The sequence below is a fragment of the Longimicrobium sp. genome (assembly GCF_048594345.1).
Classification (GTDB): Bacteria; Gemmatimonadota; Gemmatimonadetes; order Longimicrobiales; family Longimicrobiaceae; genus Longimicrobium.
Map to the genome: position 1 here is coordinate 20337 of NZ_JBMDXM010000240.1, position 18767 is coordinate 39103.

Below are 18767 nucleotides of genomic sequence, written 5' to 3' on the forward strand. Positions count from 1 at the left end.
CTCTGACGAACACGGTTGCGCATTCCGCGCATCCGCATCTCCATCAAAGAAAGCGCTGGACCCATGAACCTCCTCCAGATGGCGGGGATCGCCGCCGCATTGCTGTTATCCGCCACCGCGCAGGCGCAGAGCGTGGTCGCGTTCGTGGACGTGAACGTGGTGACGATGCAGGATGAGCGGGTGCTGCCGCGGCGCACGGTGCTGGTGCGCGACGGGCGCGTCGACGTGATCGGGGCGGCGGACAGCGTGGCTGTGCCGGAGGATGCGGAGCGCATCCCCGGCGGCGGGGCGTACCTGATGCCGGGGTTGGTGGACATGCACGCGCACCCGGTGGATCCCCTCCTCCACCCGATGTACCTGTCGTATGGCGTCACCACGGTGCAGTACCTGAACGCCTTTGAAGAGGTGATGCACTGGCGGACGGACGAGTCCGGGCCACGCGTGGAGACGTGCGCGGGGCCGATCATCGGCGTGCACACGGCGGAGGAGGCGCGGCGGACGGTGGCCGAGCACGCGGCCCGCGGCTTTCACTGCATCAAGGTCTACGACGACGTGTCGGCGCAGGCGTACGCGGCGCTGGCGGCGGAGGCGCGGGAGCGGGGGATGCGCGCGGTGGGGCACATCCCCCGCAACCTGGGGTGGCGCGACCTGTTGGCGGCGCGTCCGGCGGCGGTGGCGCACGCGGAAGAGTTCCTGTACTCGCCCATCGAGTCGCAGGCGGAAGTGGACAGCATCGTCGGCGGGATGAGGGACGGCGGCATCGCGCTGATCACCACGCTGACCAACTACGACCTGATCTCGCGGCAGCGCGTGGACCTGCAAGGGCTGCTGGCTGCGGACCTGCGCCACGTGCCGGCGGTGGAGCGCCGCACCTGGGTGGCGGGGCACAACCGCTATCTGCGTTCGTCGACGCCCGTTCCCACGCAGCGGCGGCTGCTGGGCTTTCAGCGCACGCTGGTGCGGCGGATGGCGCAGGCGGGCGTGCCGGTGCTGCTGGGAACGGACGCCGGGAACAACTTTGTGCTCGCGGGTGCGTCGGCGCACGACGAGCTTGCGCAGCTGGTGCGCGCGGGGCTCACGCCATACCAGGCGCTGCGCGCGGCCACGGCGGCGCCCGCGGCGTTCCTGGGCACGGGCGGCGGAAGGGTGGCGGCGGGCGCGCCGGCGGACCTGCTCCTGGTCCTGGGCAACCCGCTGGACGACGTGGCCAACGCGGGGCTGATCGCGGGCGTGATGCGCGGTGGCCGCTGGCTTTCCGCGGATTCGCTCCAGGCGCTGCGCGCGGGCGTGGCGGCGGCGCTGGAGCCCGAGGCGGAACTGGTGCGCGTGCTGGAGGCGCGGGGGCTGGACGCGGCGCTGGCGTGGCTGCAGCAGGCGCCGGCGCCCTCCATCCGCCCCCGCGCGCTCAACGAGCTGGCGTACCAGCTGTGGAAGCTGGAGGACCGGCTGCCGGACGCCCTGCGCGTGTTCGAGGCCAACGCGCGTATTCATCCGGAGTGGGCGCCCGGCCGCGAATCCCTTGCCGAAGCGAGAGCCGCCGTGCAGGCAGGCCCATGAGATCGGCGCCGCGATCAGGCTTCACGAAGCCATCCATACCATCGCTTTCGCAAACCTGGAACGCGGATAAACGACAGTGGATTTTACGATTATACGGAATCCGGGAAAGCACCTGTCATTCTGAGGGAGCGCCCTCGTCGGCCTCTCGGGAGCGCCACGAAGCCAGTGGCGCGATCGAAGAATCTCCCTCCCCTCGCGCGGAACCCCTTTCCGGGCAACGCCCGGGAACCCGGTTGTGACGGAAAGAACCGCGTTTCAGCATGGAGATTCTTCGGTCGGCGCCATGCTCCTGCGCGAACGGAGAGCGCTGCGCGACGCCTCCCTCAGAATGACAGTTTTGTCGGATCTGGTATTTAGAATTAGAGCAGTTGGTGACGTTTCGGATCGGGAATCCGTTGCGTGCACCCGTCGTCTGTAGCAGGAACATGAGGGAATGATGATACTGCTCCGAACCGACTTCCTTTTGGGACCGATTCCGATAGAATTGATGGAACGTGCCGGGTGCACGATCGACGCTTCCTTTTCCCCGGAGCACAGATGAACAAGCTGAAGCTGAACGCCGAGGACCTGCAGGTTCACTCGTTCGAGACCGATCAGGTGGCCGAGGAGCAGCGCGGCACGGTGCACGGCGCCCGCGCCACCTATGGCCAGTGGACGTGCGGCATCTACTGTCCGCCCACCACGGATCCCAAGGTCACCGGCCCCTGCGCCTGCTGAACCGCCAGCTGACCCCTGCCGCGCGCCCCGGCACACCCTGCCGGGGCGCGCCGTCGTCCGTATCCACCCTCTCTCCAGAGCATGCGCTCGCGTGCGTTCTACCCGTGGCGCGAATGAGGGGGAGAGATGTCTATTACATTATCAGACGTTTACTGTAGATTGGTCCGCGCGTGCGAAGTGGATGCACGATCATGCCGGATCCCCCGCAAGGAGCAATCGGATGAAGAAGCTGACGCTGAACGTCGACGACCTGCAGGTGCGTTCGTTCCAGACCGGGCCGATGGACGGCGAGGCCGGCACGGTGCACGGCGCCGCCATCACCACGACGGCCTGTCCGCCGCGGACGGAGTACTGGACGTGCGGCATCTGGTGCCCGCCGACCACCGATCCCAAGGTCACGGGCCCCTGCGCCTGCTGATCGCCGTCGATGGAAGAACGCCGGCCGGCCCCCGAATGGGCCGGCCGGCGCTTTTCGTTCGATGGTGCGACCGGTGCTCGACGCAGGTACGTCATTCTTCCGCGGATCGGCTTCCGGGGCGCTCACGGGCGCTGGACGGCCAGGGCGGGTTCGGCGGGCCCCAACAGCTGCTCGATGAGCGCCGCGCCGCGCTCCGCCGCGCCCAGGTTCGCCTGCACGTACGCGCGCGCGGCGGCACCCGCGGCCCGGCGCCGATCCATGTCGGCGAGCAGGGGGGCGAGGTTGGGCTGGATGGCATCCTCCGCCAGCTCCAACGCGCCGCCGGCGGCGATCAGGTCGGCGGCTTCGCGGGCGTTGGCGTGCCGCGGGCCAAAGAGCACGGGGACGCCGAACGCGGCGGGCTCCAGCACCGAGTGCAGCCCCGCTGTCCCCCATCCGCCGCCTACGTACGCCACGTCCGCCAGCGCGTACAGGTCCCCCAGCACGCCCACGCGATCCACCAGCACCGTCCCGCCCGGCGCCGATCCCGCTTCGATCCCCGAGAGGCGCTGGACGGGGGAGAATCCGGCATCCACCAGCCGTTCGGTCGATCGGGCCAGGTGCGCGGGCGTGGGCTCGTGCGGCACCAGGATCAGGCGGATGGAACGGTCGTCGCGGCGCAGGCGGGCGAGCGCGGGGATCAGCCGCTCCTCATCCGCCGGCCAGGTGGACCCCGCGACGACCGTTATGCCATCAAAGCCGGCGAAGGGGCGCAAGAGCGCGGAATCGCGGTCCGCGGCAGCGGCGCGCGCCCACACCTGGTCGAACCGCGCGTCGCCCATCACCGTTCGCCGCCCGGCGGGTACGCCCAGTTCGGCGAAGCGGGCCGCGTCGTCCGGGGAGATGGCGGCGACGGCATCCAGGCGGCGGTACGCGGGGGCCAGCAGGGCGCGCGCGGGGCCGCGCAGGCGGCTGGACGCGGCGGGCAGGGTGCCGCTGAGCATCGCCAGGCGAACGCCGCGCGCCTTTGCCTCGCGGGTGAGGACCGGCCACACGTCCGTCTTGGAGAACGCGATCACGGACGGGCGCAGCGCATCCAGCACTTGCCTGACGTCCGACGGCAGGTCCAGCGGCAGGTAGTCGGCGAAATCCGCCTGGACGGTGCGCGCGAAGGACTCGGCGGAGGGGGAGAAGAAGGTGTACGCGATCTGCGCGTCCGGCCGGCGCGCGCGGAACGCATGGACCACGGCGCGGGCCTGCAGCCCTTCGCCCACGCTGGGGGCGTGGAACCACACCAGCGGGCGCGCGGGGTCGCGGTGCGCGCGCGCCCACGCCTCCATCCGCTCCAGCACCCCCGCGCGCCCGCGGATGCCGCGCGCGAGCTTGCCGTCCCCGCGTGCGGCGAGCGGGAGCAGCGGGCGCGCGGCGTGGAGCGCGAGCGTGTAGAGGGATTCCGGGATGGACATGGCGGAAAGGTAGGGCGGGGGCGGAAGGCGCGACAATGGGGGAGTTCCGCCGAACCCTCACGTTCCTGCGCGTCCGCCCGCAAGGGCGAATGAATTCGCTGCAACAACACAAAGTCCGCCTGCGCGGACTCGGCGGCCCGGCTGTATGCGGCGTTCCAGGCGCCTGCGCGTCCGCGGCCAGAGGGGCCCGGGTCCGATGTCCCAAACGAAAGCGGGGGCGGCCGTGATGGCCGCCCCCGCTCCTCCGTCTACGTCCCGGCTCAGATGGGGCCGGAGCCGCCGACGTTGCCGAATCCGTTGTTGCCCGTCCCCATGCCCGGCCCGGTCCCCGCGCCCGTGCCGGGGACGCTGCTGCCGCGGTAGTCGCCAGCGGTCCCACCGCCGCCCACTCCGCCGCCCGTGGTGCCCGCCGCGCCCGTGCCGAGGCCGGGTTCGGCGTACCCGACACCCGCCGCGCCCGTGCCGCCGCGATAGTCGCCGGCGAGCCCACCGCCGGCCGCGCCCGCGGTGCCCGCCGCGCCGGTGCCCGTGCGGTAGCCGGGTTCGGCGAACCCGCCGCCGTCGCTGCCCAGGTAGCCGGTGGTGGAGTACTCGGGGCCGCCCTCGCGGTAGGGCATGCCGCCCGCGTAGCCGCCGGTAAGGGTGGCGTCCTCGTCGTACTCCACGTCCGCGCGGAGGTCGACGTGGTCGGGCTCCAGGTCCACCACCTCCACGTACTCCATCTCCGGCTCGTGCTCGTTCCGCAGCTGCTGGGCGACCAGGTAGACCAGCCCCGCGGCCACGGTGCCGCCCGCCAGCATGCGGCCCAGCGGCAGGCCGCCCTCGCGCTTGCGGCGCGGCCGGGTTTCGGTGTACTCCGGCGCTTCGGGCGCACGGGGCACGGTCTCGGCGAACAGCTGCAGCATGCCGCGGTTGAAGTGCTTGAGGTCGTGCGGGCCGCGGCTGCTGACCCAGTTGCGGTCGCGGATGAGGGGCTCGTCGTGGTACACGCCGCCCGCGTTGCGCACGTCGTCGCGAATGCCCGGCCAGCTGGTAAGGTTGCGGCGCACCACCAGCCCGGCCGAGATCAGCAGCCACGGACCGTGGCAGATCACCGCGATGGGCTTGCCCGCGCGGTCAAAGGCACGCACAAAGTCCAGCGCCTGCTCGTTCTGCCGCAGCGTGTCGGGGCTGATGAGCCCGCCGGGAAGAAGAAGCGCGTCGTAGTCCTCCGCATCGGCGGTCTTGAGGGTGCGGTTCACGCGCACCTTTTTGCCGGGATACATGTGGTTGACCGTGCGCAGCCGGCCGGGCCGCACCGACACGAGTTCTACTTCAGCGCCATGGTCCTCCAGCGCCTCCACGGGCGAGGTGATCTCTACCTGCTCGGCCCCGTCCGCCGCGAGCACCGCCACCCGCAGCCCTGTCAGATCAACGTGATGCATGGCATCCTCTCCCTGGTTCTCGGCCACCGCGCGCCGGGCTTCGGAGCCGGCGCAGGGTCGGGGGGTGGTGCAAGAGGCTTGCCGGGGGGAGGTGTAGGGGTGAACGGGTGTGAGGGTGTGAGGGTGTGAGGGTGTGATGTGGAGTGACCCGCAGAGGCCCTCTCCCCCGCCAGGCCTTTCGCTCGTTCCTCGCGACGGCTGGCGACCCCTCCCCCAACATCGGGGGAGGGGTTGTCGTTTCGGCCGGCTGCATTGCGGTACGGCCAGCTTGGTGCCGCCCGCCGCCGCGTGCGTTGCCTGCCCGCCACTCTGTAGCCCAAATTTCGCGTCACCCCTCTCCCGCGCAGTTTGCGGGAGAGGGGCCGGGGGTGAGGGGTCCGCGCGCAGCGCGACGCCGTTAGACTCAGACTCGTCCTGTACTCCAGCCTTTCGACGCCGCGCGTTTCCGACGGGCCCTCTCCCCCGCCAGGCCTTTCGCTCGTTCCTCGCGACGGCTGGCGACCCCTCCCCCAACTTCGGGGGAGGGGTGCGTGAAATTGGATGCGAGGTGCGTCTGAGAGGCCCCAAGGGCGCGGTGCGGAGCCGTTCTAAGCATCTGACACCCGTCGGCAACCCAACCTCCCCCAGGGTTTTTTGGGGGAGGTGGGCGAGTGTTGCGAGCCCGGAGGGGGCGCAGTCGGCGCAGTTCGACGCCTGTCGCAGCGCTCACCCTCACACCCTCACACCCTCACACCCGTCCACCGCCGCGGCGAGGTTCCTGCGAGCAGGGGCGGGGCTGAAGATCGTGCACTTTGCGCACGGGTGGCGAGTTCGGTATGTTTTCGGGGATATGAAGGATCGAATCGTCATCCGGGGTGCCCGGCAGCACAACCTCAAGAACCTGGACCTGGACCTGCCGCGCCGCGCGGTAGTGGTCATCACCGGTCCGTCGGGCTCGGGGAAGTCGTCGCTGGCGTTCGACACGGTCTATGCCGAGGGGCAGCGCCGGTACGTGGAATCGCTCTCCACGTACGCCAAGCAGTTCCTCGACCGCATGGAGAAGCCCGACGTGGACCGCGTCGAAGGCATCTCCCCCGCCGTCGCCATCGAACAGCGCAACCCTACCAAGACCAGCCGCAGCACCGTCGGCACGGCCACGGAGGTGCACGACTACCTGCGCCTGCTGTGGGCGCGCGTAGGCCGCACCTACTGCCCCGGGCCGCACCCGGGCCAGCCCTGCGGCCGCGAGGTAAAGCCCGACACAGTCCAGACGGCCACCGACGCCGTCTTGGCCCTGCCGGACCGGGCGCGGGTGATGGTGTGCTTTCCCCTGCCGCTCTCGCACAAGGTCACGCACGCGCTCGTGGTTGAAAACCTGCGCGCGCTGGGCTTTCTGCGCCTGCTGGCGGACGGGCGCGAGATGCACCTGGACGAGCTGCCGGAGGGCGTGGACCTGACGAAGCAGAAGGAATTGCTCGTCATCGTCGACCGCCTGCGCGCGGACCCGGAAGACACGGCGCGCCTGGCGGATTCGCTGCAGACGGCGTTCACCGAAGGCGAGGGCGAGGCGATCGTCATCCCCGTGGAGCTGCCGCGGATGCGGTTCACGGAGCGCTTCCGCTGCCCGGACCACCCCGAGATCGAGTTCGCCACGCCGTCGCCGCAGCTGTTCAGCTTCAACAACCCGTACGGCAGCTGCCCGGAGTGCACCGGCTTTGGCGCGGTGCTGCGGCTGGACGACTCGCTCATCGTCCCCAACCACTCCCGGTCGCTGGCCGAGGGCGCGGTGGACCCGTGGAGCAAGCCGCGCTACGACACTCGCCGCGTCAAGCTCGCCCAGCTGGCGGCCAAGGAAGGCGTTTCGCTCGACGCGCCCTGGAGCGACCTGCCGGAACGCTTCCGCCAGATCGTCCTTCATGGCACGCGCGGGTTCCAGGGCGTGCACCAGTTCTTCGAGGACCTGGACGAAAAGCGGTACAAGCAGTACATCCGTGTCTTCATCCGCCAGTACCAGAGCGCGCAGGACTGCCCCGTCTGCGGGGGCGCCAAGCTGCGCGCCGAGGCGTTGCGGGTGCGCGTGGGCGGGCGGAACATCGCCGAGGTTTCCGCGCTCCCGCTGGGGCGGCTGATGCCGTGGCTGCGGGCCATGCGCGACGGGGCGACGGGCGCGGAGTGCCCCGATCCGCCGCTGAGCGAGCAGGAGCGCGGGATCGCGGACAGCATCCTCAAGGAGCTGGATTCGCGCGTCGGCTTTCTGGTGGACGTGGGCCTGGGCTACCTGACGCTGGACCGGCAGACGCGCACGCTTTCCGGCGGCGAGGCGCAGCGCATTACGCTGTCCAACGCGCTGGGCTCGCGGCTGGTGGATACGCTGTACGTGCTGGACGAGCCCACCATCGGCCTGCACCCCGCGGACAACGACCGCCTGCTGCGCCTGCTGGTGCGCCTGCGCGAGCACGGCAACACGGTGATCGTGGTGGAGCACGATCCCGAGGCCATGCGCCTGGCGGACCACCTGGTGGAGCTGGGGCCCGGGAGCGGCGAGCTGGGCGGCGAGCTGATGTTCCAGGGTACGCTGGCGGAGATGCTGGCCAGCGACACGCTGACGGGCAAGTACCTGTCCGGCCGCGAGCGGATCGAGATCCCCGCCCGCCGCCGGCCGGTGGAGGGGGCCAGGCTGCGGCTGGAGGGTGCGCGCGAGCACAACCTGCGCGGCGACGCGGTGATCTTTCCGCTGGGCGCGCTGACGGTGGTGACGGGCGTCAGCGGCTCGGGAAAGAGCACGCTGGTGCACGACGTTCTCTACCGCGCGGTAGAGCGCGAGCTTTCCGGCGGCGAGACCACGGCCAAGCGCCACCTGGGCGAGACGGTGGGGGGCTTTGAGCGGCTGCACGGCGTCAGCCAGCTGCGCGAGGTGGTGCTGGTGGACCAGTCGCCGATCGGGCGCACGCCGCGGTCCAACCCGGTAACGTACATCAAGGCGTACGACGAGGTGCGCCGCATCTTCGCCAGCCTGCCGGACAGCAAGCGGCTGGGATTCGGGCCCGGGCACTTCTCCTTCAACGTGACGGGCGGACGCTGCGAGGCGTGCAAGGGCGAAGGCCAGGTGCAGGTGGAGATGGTGTTCATGGCCGACGTCTTCGTCCCCTGCGAGGTCTGCGGCGGGGCGCGGTTCCGGCCTGAGGTGCTGGAGGCGCGCTACCGCGGCCGCAGCATCCGCGACGTGCTGGACATGACGGTGGACGAGGCCATCCGCTTTTTTCTGCACGAGGACCGGCTGGGCGAGGTGCTGTGGCACCTGCAGCAGGTGGGCCTGGGCTACCTGCGCCTGGGCCAGCCCGCGCCCACCCTTTCGGGCGGCGAGGCGCAGCGCATCAAGGTGGCGCGCGAGCTGGCGATGGGTGCGCGCCGCGGCGGCAAAAAGCTGTACATCCTGGACGAGCCGACCACCGGCCTGCACATGGACGACATCAAGAAGCTGCTGCGCGTGCTGGGCGACCTGGCCGACGCGGGCCACACCGTCGTGCTGATCGAGCACAACCTGGACGTGATCAAGACGGCGGACTGGATCGTGGACATGGGCCCCGGCGCGGGTCCGGACGGCGGCCAGGTTGTCGCGATGGGCCGGCCGGAGGACGTCGCGCGCGTGGAGGGCAGCCTGACGGGCCAGTGGCTGGCGCCGATCCTCGCGGGGGAGTCGCGAGCGGCGTAGGGTGTGAGGGTGTGATGGTGTGATGGTGTGATGGTGTGATGGTGTGATGGTGTGATGGTGTGATGGTGGGCGGTTCGGACGGGGTGGTGCGAGATGGTGGGCCGCCCCCCTCCCCGGCCCTCCCCCGCAAACTGCGCGGGGGAGGGAGGTGCGACGCACCTTCCGAAGCGCGATTGTGTTCTCCCCGCTCCGTGAGGAACGAACGGGGAGGGGCCGGGGGAGGGGCACCCCGTCGGACGCCAGTTCGATTCCTGTCGCCGATCCCCAACCGTCGGCAACCCCAACCTCCCCCAGGGTTTTTTGGGGGAGGTGGGCGAGGTTTACGAGCCCGGAGGGGGCGTGCCCCTCGCGCTGAATCTTCCGAAGCTGATCTTCTCCCCCATCCCGCATTCACATCCGCGGGAACCATTTCCCCGCGAACCGCATTCTTCTCTCCGCCGGGCACCAGGGTCCGGCGCACCCCGCTCCGGGACGCGCGATGGACGCATCCACGATCCCAACCCCCGCCGCACCCGCCGCGGCGCCGGCCGACTTCGAGTCGCTGCTGGCGCCGATCGTGGACCGCGCCTACGGAATGGCGCTGCGCCTGGCCGGCAACCGCGACGACGCGCAGGACCTGGTGCAGGAGTCGGCGCTGCTGGCGTTTCGCGGCTTTCACACGTTTCGCCCGGGGACGAACTTTCGTGCGTGGTTCCTGCGCATCCTGGTGAACTGCTTCTACATGTCCAGGCGGCGCAAGCGGCCGGAGCAGAGCCTGGAGGGGATGGAGGAAGAGGCGCCGCTGCTGCACCTGTACGTGCAGACGTACCACAACGGCATGCACGGCGCCGGGCGCGACCCCGCGCGCGAGGTGATGGACCGCATCGAGGGCGAGGACGTGGCGCGGGCGCTCCATTCGCTCCCGGAGGAGTTTCGCGTGGTGTGCACGCTGTACTTCATGGAAGACCTGTCGTACCAGGAGATCGCCGGCGTGGTGGGCGTTCCGGTGGGCACGGTGCGCTCGCGCCTGCACCGGGGCCGCAAGCTGCTGCAGAAGCGGCTGTGGCAGGCGGCGCTGGACGCGGGCTTGGCGGCCACCACGGTTGCGGTAGAGGAGGACGAATGAGCCACATCGACCGCTACACCTGCGAAGAGGCGTTCCTGCGCCTGGACGACTACCTGGACCGCGAGCTTCCGGCGGACCAGATGGACTGTGTGCGCGAGCACCTGGAGACGTGCGCCATGTGCGCTTCGGAGGTTCACTTTGAGCAGGCGGTGATCGACGACGTGCGTGGCAAGCTGCGCCGCATCCGCGCCCCCGGCGACCTGATGACGCGCATCTCCGCCCTGATCGCCTCCGCCCGCGGCGCCGATCCCGATCCAACCTGACGGCTATACGGCACTCACGCGGAGGCGCGGAGGACGCGGAGACGCGGAGACGCGGAGGACTGGCTCCTCCGCGTCTTTCCGCATCCGGCGCGAAATCCGGCTCCGGATCATCGTTGGGAACCATCCGCGAGCAGGCCGCATTCTCCAGTGTGAGGGCCGGACGAGGGAGCCGGCGGAGGGGATCACACGGACGCGGGGGATGACGATGGCGACGATGGCGCGAGAGGCGGGGGTGGCGCCGCGGGCGGTGGCGCGGCAGTGGGACGCGGCACCGGCGGGGGCGCGGCTGGAGACGGTCGGCGGCGCCATCCTGCGCTACGGGCTGGTGGCGATCCTCCTGTATTTCGGCTTCTTCAAGTTCCACCCGGTGGAGGCGGAGGCCATCCGCCCGCTGGTCGCCAACAGCCCGCTGATGGGATGGATGTACGGCGTACTGAGCGTTCAGGTGGTTTCCACGCTGATCGGGATCGGGGAGATCGTGGTAGCGGGGCTGCTGCTGGCGCGGCCGTGGTCGGCGCGGGCGAGCGCCGTCGGCGGGGCGGGGGCGATCGTCATCTTCATCACCACCCTGAGCTTTCTGTTCACCACGCCGGGGGCGTGGGCCAGCATCCCCGGGTGGCCGATCCCCATGCCGGGGCCGGCGGGATCGTTCCTGATCAAGGACCTGTTCCTGCTGGGCGCGGCGGTGTGGATCACCGGCGAATCGCTGCGGGCCGCGTCTTCCGCGCGCCGCTGATCGTCCAGGGCGCATCCCCATCGCTCGACCGACGGCTCTCCGGTGCGCGTGTCGCCGGAGAGCCGATTGGGTTCAGGGGGTGACGGAGTCGGCGCGGACGCGCATCCAGTACTGCGTCCGTCCGGTGGGGCGCGAGAACGCCCGCGGCCGCTCCAGCACTTCGACGGTGGTGCCGCGCGGCCCCATGCCAAGCCGGACGACGACGGTAAAGTAGGTGCTGTCGTTGGCGGGGAGGCTCTGCCGCAGCGTCATGTTTCCCCGCACCTGATACCGCTGGCCGGGAGTGATCAGCCCCGGGTCGGTGAACAGGGGCGTCTGGCCCCTGGCGATGCGCGTCGGCTGCCAGTTGCTGCTCTGGCGGTCGTAGTTGCCGATCCAGATGTATCCCACGCGCTCCCCCGTCGTTGACCCCGCGACGGCTGCCGCCACCGCCTGCGTGGTCACGTCCTCGTCGCCGGTCACCGGCCCGGCCACGCTGTCGATCCACACCGTCAGCGGGCTGGTGCGCGCCGAGTCCAGCGAGACCGACGTGACGGTGGCGCCGTACAGGTTCGCGCCGCTCAGGTCCGCCCCCGCCACCTGCGCCCCGTCCAGCCGCGCGCCGATGAGCGTGGCGTTGGGGAGCAGCGCGCCCGTCAGGTTCGCGCCGGAAAGGTCGGCGCTGTCCAGCACCGTGTTGGCCCAGCGGGTGTCGCGCAGGTTGGCGCTGCGCAGCTGGATTCCGGTGAGCCGCTGGTTGCTCAGGTCCAGTCCGGACAGGTCGATCCCCGCAAAGTCCCTCTGGTTGGCCCGGTACAGCTCCACCAGGTACCGCACCCGCAGCGAATCCGGCAGGTCCGGCGAGTTCAGCACGGCCACCTTCTGCTCATCCGTAAGGCTCTGCACGCCGCCGCGCGCCGGGCGCGACATCAGCGACGCCCACGCGACCAGCGCCAGCACCAGCACGGCCGCCACCGCCGCCAGCACCTTTCCGCGGCCGCTGCGCTCGTGGCGTTCGCCCCCCGCCGCGCTCCTGGTCGGTGCCGGCGAGGGCAGCGGGGCCGGCGGCTCAGGGACCTTGCTGGTCTGGATGGTATCGCCGCCTTCGTGCGCGTACGCCCGCACCACCGCCTGCCGCGTCTCTTCGTCGATGCGGGGCGGCTCCGGGATCTCCGTCCCCGAGATGAAGCTGGTCAGGCGGGTGGCGGCGGCCAGCAGCGTGGTCTTGCGGCCGCGCTCGTCGGCGAACGGGGCCAGCACCTCTTCGAACGAAAAGTAGGGAACGTAGGGAAACTCCACGCTCCCCCAGTAGTCGTCCAGCGGCGTGGGGCCGGAGGCGTGGTCGGTGAACGGCCGGAATGCCTCGCGGGCCTGGCGCAGCCCCGCGGTGAGCTTTTCGTGCTCCGACATGTCGATGCGGGTGGGAACGGGAAAGATGGGAAGGTCATCCCGGTGCTCCCGCACGGACGCGGCGATGGCCGCCGCGCCGCGGATCCCCTGTTTGTTGAGCGTGAACAGCACCACCAGCGCGTCCGGCATCTGCACCGTGCAGATGCCGGAGGTGTCGCTTACCCCCGTGCGGCTGTCGATGAGCACAAAGTCGTACTCGCGCTTCAGCTCGTCGCGCAGCGCGTTGAGCACGGGGCCGCCGCCCAGCCGCTCGTAGAAGTTGTCCCAGCTGAAGGCGTTCACCCGCTCGGCGTAGGTGGGGCACTGCCGGCCCGCGGGCACCAGGTCCAGCGAGCCCTCGCCGGGAAACGGCCAGTCCACGTGCACCACGTGCTCCTCGAAGTCCGCCAGCTCCCCCAGCGTCGCTTCGCCAGACTCGCCGGTATCGCTCCCGGGTGTCATGGCGGAGGTGGAGACCGCCCACACGTAGTCGATCAATCCCTCGGAGCTGAACAGCTCGGGGTCGATCAGGAACGGGGCGAAGTAGCGGTGCAGCCCCGGTGCCTCCAGGTCCCAGTCGATGGCGAGCACGCGCTTGCCGCTGCTGGCCAGGATCCACGCCACGTTGGCCAGCGCCATCGACCGTCCGGTGCCGCCCTTGTACGAGTAGAAGGTGATGATGCGTCCGTCACGGTTCATGCGCGGGCCTCCTGGCGCGGTCCGGTGATGAACGGCTTTCGCGCCGGGCCGGGCGCGGCCACCTGGCGCTGCACCGTGCCGCCGGCCACCACGCGCCGCTGCAGTTCGGTAAGCATGGACGCGAACACGTGCTCAAAGGCGAAGTACGAGCCGGTAAAGGTCTTGAACATCACCCGGTCCGCGTCCGCCGGCTGCAGCACGCCCTGAATGCGGGCAAGCGCCGCGGCGGTGCCGGGGTCGCCCCCATCGCCGGGCACCAGGATGCCGCCGCGCCACCCGGTGTCGGCTACGGCCTGGCTAAGCAGCGGCTCCACCTGCGCCCACGGGTGCGCGGGGTCGATGACCAGCAGCGGGATCTGGTTGCGGGCCGTGGCGGAGCGCAGCACGGCCAGCGCGTCGGCGGGGTCGCCGCCCAGCCCCAGCCACAGGTCCTGCGACGAGACGCGGTTCACCGCCGCAAGCTCGCGCAGCAGGGTGCGCAGGCTGCCGGGGTACTCCTTGCGGAACGGGTTCCACGCGTCGATGGCCGCCTCGCCGGCGCCGAGGTACACGGGCACCAGCACCGCCGGGCCGCCGGGGGCCGCGGACGTCGCCGGCGGGACGGACGCGCCGGCCGCGGCCCCGTTCGCGTCCGCCGCCGGCGGGGCGGGGGGGACGGCGGGGGCGGAGGGCGGGGCCTCGAAGGCGCTGGGGACGGCCTGGATGCTCTTCAGGTCCGCCAGCGGGGGAAGCGGGTTCTGCCGCGCGCGCGTCACGATCTCGTCCGCCACGATCTGTACGATGTCCACGTACGCGGTGGCGCGCGGGCCCTTGCGCCGCAGAATCCCCTTGAGGCCCAGCTCCTCGTACTCCTGCTGGTGGTCCGGGCCGGCGGAGTAGACGATGTACTGGGCCACCGCCGGGGGCAGCCCCATCGTCTCCAGGTCCTTTTTCCGCAGCCAGAGGACGGGGATGATCTTCTCCGATTCCTTGGCGGCGCCGTCCACGTACCGCACGCCGGGCTGACGGTCCAGGAACACCCGGAACTCCTTGCCGCAGTAGGGACGCGTGAAGTACCACGGGCTGTACACGCATAGCAGCGTGCGGCTCATCCCCAGCGCGCGGGCCAGCTCTTCGTCGTAGTCGTCGCCGGGCTCGATGTCGCTCAGGTCCCGGAAGCTGATCTCGTCGTTGGCCGTCATCTGTTCCAGCTGCTCGCGCAGGTCCGTGAAGAACCGCTCGAGGTACCGGTCGCGGTCACGTCGCGCGTACGAAAAGAAAAAGAATGGAACGGACATGGGGGTCTTGCGGGTTCTTGCGGGTCCAGCGGCGCGGGAGCGCTGATTAGGAGGGCGTGGCCGGGGGATTTCTCCGGCGGCGCGGAGAGAGCACACACCGAAAAGATAGTCCGCTCCCGGGACGGCTACAAGCAAAATGCGTCCGGCCAAGGTTTTCCACGGTTCAACCCCGCACCATCCGGGAGGAGGCAACGTCCGCCTCCACGGACTCGACGGCCCGACCGTATACGGCGTCCCAGGCACCTGCCCTTCCGCAGCCGAGCTCACATCTCCCCCGAAGTTGATTTTCCTGATCCCACCCCCCAAAAGAACCGGCGCCACGCGAGACTCGGAGAACGCGGAGAACGTCCTCCTCCGCGTCTCCGCGCCCTCCGCGTCTCCGCGTCTCCGCGCCCTCCGCGCCCTCCGCGCCCTCCGCGTCTCCGCGCCCTCCGCGTCTCCGCGCCCTCCGCGTCTCCGCGTGAGCCCCGGCTGTGCTGTCCCGCACAAACAAGACTGTTGCGCGGGACCATCTCCCGTATTAGTGTACTGGTAAGCTAGTACACTCGTACACTCTCCCGCCCGACATGCTCTTTCGCGTCGAAACCTCGTCCCCCGTGCCGATCTACGCGCAGATCGTGGGACAGGTGCGCGCGGCGGTGGCGGCGGGGGAGCTGATGGAGGGCGATTCGCTTCCCTCGGTGCGGCAGCTAGCGGGGGAGCTGCGGGTGAACCCCAACACCGTGGCGCAGGCGTACCGCGAGCTGGAGCGCGAGGGGATCACCTACGTGCAGCGCGGCCAGGGCACCTTTGTGGCCGCCATGGAGACCGGACGCCGCGAGGCCGAGCGCGACCAGCTGGCCCGCGCGCTGGTAGAACGGATGCTGGAAGACGCCTTTCGCCTGGGCCTTTCGCCCGCGGAAGTGCGAGAAACGCTGGACCGCAGCCTGGCGCGCGCCGCCGGCGGCGAGACCCTTGCCGCGGCGCCCGCCGCGGCACTCCCCAACCGGGGTCAGGAGCCCTGAGACCTATGCCGGACCTCACCATCTCCCTTACGCTTACGCCCGCCCTGGTGGCCACCGCCGTCGTTTACGACGTGGTGCTCGTTGCCCTGGGCATCGCGCTGGTGCGCCGCCTGCGCCAGCACCGCACCGACGCGCCGGCCGCGCGCCCGGCCAGCCGCGCCGCGCACCTGTCGCTGCGCTGATCCGCATGGCCCTCGCCCTGCGCGCCCGCGGCCTTGGCCGCCGCATGGGCCGGCACTTTGCCGTGCGCGACGTGGCCCTGTCCGTCCCCGCCGGCGCCGTGTACGGCCTGCTGGGGCCCAACGGAGCGGGCAAGACGACCACGCTGCGCCTGCTGCTGGACCTGGTGCACCCCGACGCGGGCGAGGTGGAGATCCTGGGCGTGGACGCGCGCCGCCTGCCCGCCGAAGCGCGCCGCCGCGTGGGATACGTCCCCGAGCGCCCCGGGATGCCGGACTGGATGCCGGTGGACCGCCTGCTGCGCCACCACGCCGCCTTTTACCCGTCGTGGAACGCCGCCTACGCCGAGGAGCTGCGGGTGCGGATGGGGATCCCCTCCGACCGCGGCGCCCGGCACATGAGCAAGGGACAGGCGGGCAAGCTGGCCCTTCTCCTGGCCCTGGCCCATCGCCCCGGACTGCTGATCCTGGACGAGCCGACGGACGGGCTGGACCCCGTGGCCCGGCGCGACTTTACCGAGCTGCTGATGGAGTACGTGGCCGATACGCACGCCACCGTCCTGGTTTCCTCGCACATCGTCCACGAGCTGGAGCGGATGGCGGACTGGATCGGGGTGATGGACGAGGGCGCCATGGTGGCCGAGATGCCGCTGGAGGCGTTCCGCGGCCACATCAAGCGCCTGCGCGTGGTGCCTTCCGGTGAGGTGAACGCCGCCGCGCTCCCGTTCACCCTCCTGTCCCGCGTCCGCCGTGGCCGCGAGGAGCTGTGGTCCGTGCGCGGCTGGGAGCCCGACATGGCACCCGCGCTGGGCGGGCACGCCGTGCAGGTGCGCGAGGTGGTGGACCTGGACCTGGAGGAGTGCTACGTGGAGCTGCTGCGCCACCGCACGGAGGCGCGCGATGCTGCTGCGTGAGTTCGTGCGCCTGGACTGGGAGCGCCGCCGCGGCGTGCTGCTGCTCACCAGCGCCGTCTTTGCCCTGGTCCCGGTGATCGCGCTGGTGCTGCTGGGCTCCGCCGGGCGGCGGCGTCCGGAGAGCGTCACCGGCCTGGTCCTGGCGCAGAACGCCAGCGTGCTGCTGATGGGTGGCATCGCCCTGGGCGCGCTGGCGTGGGGGGCGGGCGCGTGGGCCGACGAGCGGCGCGGCAACTGGATCTACGCGCTGTCCCTTCCCCTGTCGCGGGTGCAACTGTTTGCGCTGCGGTACCTGGCGGGGCTGGTATGGTTCGCCGTTCCGCTGGCGCTGCTGGGCGTGAGCGTGGCCGCGGTGTCGGGCGCGGCGGAGCTGCCGCCCGGCGTATACGCCTATCCCGGTGCCTTTTTTCGCTGGGCGGCGCTGGTTTCCTGGTTCCTGTACACGCTGATGTTCGTGGTTTCCGCGCGCTTCGAGCGGCCGTGGACGTCGCTGGTCATCGCCTTCATCGCCGTGATGATGTCGTCGATCCTGCTGAACTTCGGGGTCTTTCCCCTGCTCAACAGCGTTGTGGAGGCGCTGATCTTTGGCGACGCGTCGCCCCTCAGGCCCCTCATGGACGCACAACCCCTGTTTACCTTCTGATGCGCGCCCTTCTCGTCCTTTGCCTCGTCCTTGCCGCGTGGACGCCCGCCGCCGCGCAGGCGGGTGACGCGGTGCGCCCCGGCACCATCGGCGTGCGGCTGGGGAACGAGCGCCCCGCGCCCGCCGTGCGGCTGATGGTTTCGGGGGGACCGGCCGCCATGGCGGGGCTGCGCCTGGGCGACCGCATTCTGGCCGTGGACGGGCGCCGGACGGACGGGCTTTCCGGCCGGCAGGTGGAGCGGCTGATGGACGGCCCGCTGGCGCGCCCCGTGGAGCTGGTGCTGGACGCACCGGAGGGCACGCGCACGGTGCGCGTTCCCCGCGCCGACCTGTACGCGCCCGGCTCGGGGTACACGCAGGCGGTGCGGACCGAGCACTTTGTGGTGCACCACCGCGCGGACGGCGGATCGCGCCGGTTCGCGCGCGGGCTGGCGCGCCGCGCCGAGGCCGCGGCGCGGCGGGAGCTGCGCGGCGTCGACACGCAGGGCCGGCGCGCGCACCTGTTCGTGGTGCAGCCGCTGAGCGCCGAAGGCGAGGTAAAGGCGCGCCAGGAAAGCATGCTGCCCTGGTGGGGCGCCTGGGTGGATGCGCTTCCCGGTGAGGATGAGCCGTACGCAAGCACCCTGGCGTACCTGCGCTTTGGCGATCCGGGCGCGGCGGCGCTGGAGCGGCTGGGCGGCAAGGGCCTGTGGGGCGAGGTGCCGGACGAGATGCACCGCTACGCCGTCGGCACGCTGGTGACGATGGGCGTGGCCTCCGACGCCTCTCCGGAGATGCTGGCCCGCATCACCACCGACCTGGCCGGGCCCAGCGCCAGCCTGCGCGAATACGTGCGCGAGCGCTGGGGCGACCGCCCCTTCGCCGCCCTCTGGCGCTCCGAGCTCCCCTTCGCCGAGGCCGTACGCGCCGAACTGGACGTCGAAGAGCACGAGCTCTTTGCCGACTGGCGGGATAAGGTCTACTCGCTGGGCCCCAGGCGTGACGCGGGGCCTGGCTTGGAGACCTTTCTGGTCGCGCTGGGCTGGGGGGCGGTGATCATGGCGGCGGGGGTCTGGGTGGCGCGGGGGAAGGAGGCGGGGTGAGGGTGGGGGTGAACGGGTGAACGGGTGAACGGGTGAACGGGTGTGAGGGTGTGAGGGTGTGAGGGTGTGAGGGTGTGAGGGTGTGAGGGTGTGATGGTGTAGTTCGGATGGGGTGGTGCGGGATGGTGGGCCGCCCCCCTCCCCGGCCCTCCCCCGCAAACTGCGCGGGGGAGGGAGGTGCGACGCACCTTGTCGTAGCGGGATCGACTTCTCCCCTCTCCGTGAGGAACGAACGGGGAGGGGCC

Annotated in this window: 16 protein-coding genes; 12 read left to right on the forward strand and 4 right to left on the reverse strand. The window is 71.0% G+C overall.

Going from position 1 to position 18767, the window contains the following annotated elements:
- Nucleotides 1–63 precede the first annotated feature (63 nt).
- From ACOJUJ_RS24900 to ACOJUJ_RS24910, 3 genes are all read left to right on the forward strand, one after another.
- Nucleotides 64–1557 (forward strand): amidohydrolase family protein, encoded by a 1494-nt coding sequence (locus ACOJUJ_RS24900; protein ID WP_420129632.1) that lies wholly within the window; start codon nt 64–66, stop codon nt 1555–1557.
- A gap of 537 nt (nt 1558–2094) precedes the next feature.
- Nucleotides 2095–2274 (forward strand): hypothetical protein, encoded by a 180-nt coding sequence (locus ACOJUJ_RS24905; RefSeq protein WP_420129633.1) that lies wholly within the window; start codon nt 2095–2097, stop codon nt 2272–2274.
- Between the two features lie 220 nt (nt 2275–2494).
- Nucleotides 2495–2692 carry a hypothetical protein gene (locus ACOJUJ_RS24910; protein ID WP_420129634.1) on the forward strand — a complete coding sequence of 66 codons (198 nt, stop codon included), beginning with the start codon at nt 2495–2497 and terminating at the stop codon, nt 2690–2692.
- 122 nt (nt 2693–2814) lie between these two features.
- Here ACOJUJ_RS24910 and ACOJUJ_RS24915 read toward each other — a convergent pair whose 3' ends face one another.
- Complete coding sequence (locus ACOJUJ_RS24915) at nt 2815–4137, reverse strand: 3-deoxy-D-manno-octulosonic acid transferase (RefSeq protein ID WP_420129635.1); 1323 nt, start codon at nt 4135–4137, stop codon at nt 2815–2817.
- 260 nt (nt 4138–4397) lie between these two features.
- Entirely contained in the window at nt 4398–5561 is a 1164-nt protein-coding gene (locus ACOJUJ_RS24920) for a type 1 glutamine amidotransferase domain-containing protein (RefSeq protein ID WP_420129636.1), read from the reverse strand.
- An 829-nt stretch (nt 5562–6390) separates the two neighbouring features.
- On the opposite strand from ACOJUJ_RS24920, the gene uvrA reads away from it, so the two are divergent.
- From uvrA to ACOJUJ_RS24940, 4 genes are all read left to right on the forward strand, one after another.
- Nucleotides 6391–9252, forward strand: coding sequence for an excinuclease ABC subunit UvrA (uvrA, locus tag ACOJUJ_RS24925; protein WP_420129637.1), 2862 nt, complete (start codon nt 6391–6393; stop codon nt 9250–9252).
- A 478-nt stretch (nt 9253–9730) separates the two neighbouring features.
- On the forward strand, nt 9731–10357 hold the full coding sequence (locus ACOJUJ_RS24930; protein ID WP_420129638.1) for a sigma-70 family RNA polymerase sigma factor: 627 nt from the start codon (nt 9731–9733) through the stop codon (nt 10355–10357).
- The gene (locus ACOJUJ_RS24935; RefSeq protein ID WP_420129639.1) at nt 10354–10620 is read left to right on the forward strand and encodes an anti-sigma factor family protein; all 267 of its coding nucleotides are present in this window, start codon (nt 10354–10356) and stop codon (nt 10618–10620) included. The genes ACOJUJ_RS24930 and ACOJUJ_RS24935 overlap by 4 nt, the downstream gene beginning before the upstream one ends.
- Nucleotides 10621–10819: 199 nt before the next feature.
- Nucleotides 10820–11356, forward strand: coding sequence for a YkgB family protein (locus ACOJUJ_RS24940; RefSeq protein ID WP_420129640.1), 537 nt, complete (start codon nt 10820–10822; stop codon nt 11354–11356).
- Nucleotides 11357–11428: 72 nt separating this feature from the next.
- Here the strand turns inward: ACOJUJ_RS24940 and ACOJUJ_RS24945 are convergent, their stop codons facing one another.
- Both ACOJUJ_RS24945 and ACOJUJ_RS24950 read right to left on the reverse strand, forming a co-directional pair.
- A complete protein-coding gene (locus ACOJUJ_RS24945; protein WP_420129641.1) occupies nt 11429–13423 on the reverse strand; it encodes a KGGVGR-motif variant AAA ATPase in 1995 nt (664 codons plus the stop codon).
- The gene (locus ACOJUJ_RS24950) at nt 13420–14700 is read right to left on the reverse strand and encodes a TIR domain-containing protein (protein ID WP_420129642.1); all 1281 of its coding nucleotides are present in this window, start codon (nt 14698–14700) and stop codon (nt 13420–13422) included. The genes ACOJUJ_RS24945 and ACOJUJ_RS24950 overlap by 4 nt, the downstream gene beginning before the upstream one ends.
- A gap of 566 nt (nt 14701–15266) precedes the next feature.
- Here ACOJUJ_RS24950 and ACOJUJ_RS24955 point away from each other — a divergent pair.
- Genes ACOJUJ_RS24955 through ACOJUJ_RS24975 form a run of 5 tightly spaced genes read left to right on the forward strand, consistent with a single transcriptional unit; the run spans nt 15267 to nt 18522 of the window.
- Complete coding sequence (locus ACOJUJ_RS24955; RefSeq protein WP_420129643.1) at nt 15267–15704, forward strand: GntR family transcriptional regulator; 438 nt, start codon at nt 15267–15269, stop codon at nt 15702–15704.
- A gap of 5 nt (nt 15705–15709) precedes the next feature.
- Nucleotides 15710–15886 (forward strand): hypothetical protein, encoded by a 177-nt coding sequence (locus ACOJUJ_RS24960; protein WP_420129644.1) that lies wholly within the window; start codon nt 15710–15712, stop codon nt 15884–15886.
- 5 nt (nt 15887–15891) lie between these two features.
- A complete protein-coding gene (locus ACOJUJ_RS24965; RefSeq protein WP_420129645.1) occupies nt 15892–16797 on the forward strand; it encodes an ABC transporter ATP-binding protein in 906 nt (301 codons plus the stop codon).
- Nucleotides 16784–17440 (forward strand): ABC transporter permease, encoded by a 657-nt coding sequence (locus ACOJUJ_RS24970; protein ID WP_420129646.1) that lies wholly within the window; start codon nt 16784–16786, stop codon nt 17438–17440. The genes ACOJUJ_RS24965 and ACOJUJ_RS24970 overlap by 14 nt, the downstream gene beginning before the upstream one ends.
- Entirely contained in the window at nt 17440–18522 is a 1083-nt protein-coding gene (locus ACOJUJ_RS24975; RefSeq protein ID WP_420129647.1) for a PDZ domain-containing protein, read from the forward strand. Before ACOJUJ_RS24970 ends, ACOJUJ_RS24975 begins: the two co-directional genes overlap by 1 nt.
- The last annotated feature ends 245 nt before the right edge of the window (nt 18523–18767 follow it).